Below are 1838 nucleotides of genomic sequence, written 5' to 3'. Positions count from 1 at the left end.
GGCGTCGACGAGCTCGCGGTGCCGCGCCTGCTCGGCGGGCAGCGGCGCGTTGACCTCCAGCACGGACGGCGTGCCGGTGCGGCGCGCCCACGCGGTCGCGGCCGTCCCCCACAGGGAGTACCGCTCGTACACGAGGTCGAGCGGGCCGACCGCGGCGAGGGCGTCGAGCACCGGGCCGACGAGCGCGTCGGCGGCGCGCAGCGCGCGCTCGCGCTCGGCCGTCGTGCGGGTCGCCGCGAGGGGGACGGCATGCACGACGACGCGGCCCGGCCCGGCGAGCAGGTCCGCCGGCACGTCGTCGCCCGGGCGCACGGTGACGAGGTGGACGGTCGCACCCGCGCGGACGAGCACGCGCAGCACGGCCTGGACGTGGACCGACGATCCCTTGCGCCCGAACACGGGCACGCCGGGGTCGGTGCTGACGTACGCGACCCTCATGCCGCCCTCCCCTCGGTCGCGGTCTCCGGGCCGTCGCCAGACTCGGTGCCGGCTGCCGGGACCGCCGCGGTGCGCAGCACGTCGAGCAGCGCGGCCGACGTCCGCTCGACGTCGAACTCCGCCTCCACGAGGGCGCGGGCGCCGTCGGCGAGGCGGGCGGCGAGCGCCGGGTCCGTGAGCACGTGGTCGAGCGCCGCGGCCAGCGCCGGGGCGTCGCCCGGCGGGACGAGCAGTCCGGTCTCGTCGTCACGCACGGCCTCCGGGATGCCGGTGACGGGCGTCGAGACGACCGGTGTCCCGGCGGCCATCGCCTCGAGCAGCACGGTCGGCAGGCCGTCGCGGTTGCCGTCCGCACCGAGCACGCACGGCGCGGCGAAGACCGTGGCGCGCGCGACGACGTCGCGCACGCGGTCCTGCGAGAGCGGGCCGTGGAACGTCACGTGCGCCGCGACGCCGAGCCGGTCCGCGCGCTCGCGCAGCGCGGCGTCCTCGGGCCCGGTGCCGACGAGGTCGAGGTGGACGTCGCGACCGTCGCGCACGAGGAGCGCGAGCGCGTCGAGCAGGTCGGCGAAGCCCTTCTTCTCCACGAGCCGCCCGACGGCCGCGACCCGACCGGAAAGCCGCGGCGCACGCGAGCGTGCGTGCTCGGCGAGGTCGAGGCCGTTGTAGACGCGGCGCACGCCGTCGGCCGCTCGCCCGAACGCCGTGCGCAGGTGCGCGAGGTTGTGGTCGCTCACCGTGACGACGGCGCGCGCGTCGGCGAGCTTGCGGCGCAGGTCGGCCGGGTCGACGTCCTCGTGGAAGATGTCCTTCGCGTGCGCCGTGAACGTGTAGCCGACGCCGAGCACGCGCGCCGCGAGGCGGGCCACGGTCGTGGCGACCGACCCGAAGTGGGCGTGCAGGTGCGTGATCCCGGCGCCGTCGGCCGCGACGGCGACATCGAGCGCCTGCGCGGCGTCCTCGGGGTCGGCGGCGAGGAGCTCGTCGAGCGCGCCGTCCCGCAGCGCGGGCGCGAAGCGTGCGTGCGCGGCACCGACCGCGCGCCACACGTCGGACGGGCGCGCGGTCCGCGGGACGTAGTGCACCGGGGCGCGCACGGCCGCGAGCGACGCGTGGAAGCGGGTGTCGACGGGGGCGCGCAACGAGAAGATCTCGATATCGACGCCGCGGCGCTCGAGCCCGCGCACCTCGTTCACGACGAACGTCTCCGAGAAGCGCGGGTACATCTTCGTCACGTACCCGACGCGCAGGGCGGTGGTCTCAGGCGGTCGCACGGTGGTCCTCCTCGGTGGTCGCGGGTGCGGTGCGGGCGCGCTCGACGAGGCGCGCGACGAGCGACGGGACGCGCGCGAGCCCGTCGAGGTCGACGTCGAGGGCGGGTCGCGCGCCGGCCCGCGGTG

The 1838-nt window shown here is 77.3% G+C and carries 1 protein-coding gene and 1 pseudogene; both read right to left on the bottom strand.

Going from position 1 to position 1838, the window contains the following annotated elements:
• A pseudogene (locus JZ5iCDA_RS17290) lies at positions 1-438 on the bottom strand (glycosyltransferase family 4 protein); the annotation flags it as partial.
• Positions 435-1712: a glycosyltransferase family 4 protein gene (locus JZ5iCDA_RS17285; protein WP_253182143.1), complete on the bottom strand. Its 1278-nt coding sequence runs from the start codon at positions 1710-1712 to the stop codon at positions 435-437. The gene JZ5iCDA_RS17285 and the pseudogene JZ5iCDA_RS17290, both read right to left, overlap by 4 nt.
• Between the last annotated feature and the right edge of the window lie 126 nt (positions 1713-1838).

Source organism: Cellulosimicrobium cellulans (genome assembly GCF_001722485.1).
In the GTDB taxonomy this organism is placed as follows: Bacteria; Actinomycetota; Actinomycetes; order Actinomycetales; family Cellulomonadaceae; genus Cellulosimicrobium; species Cellulosimicrobium cellulans_A.
Note: the sequence above shows the minus strand (reverse complement) of the source record. Positions and strands in the feature narration are given on the sequence as shown.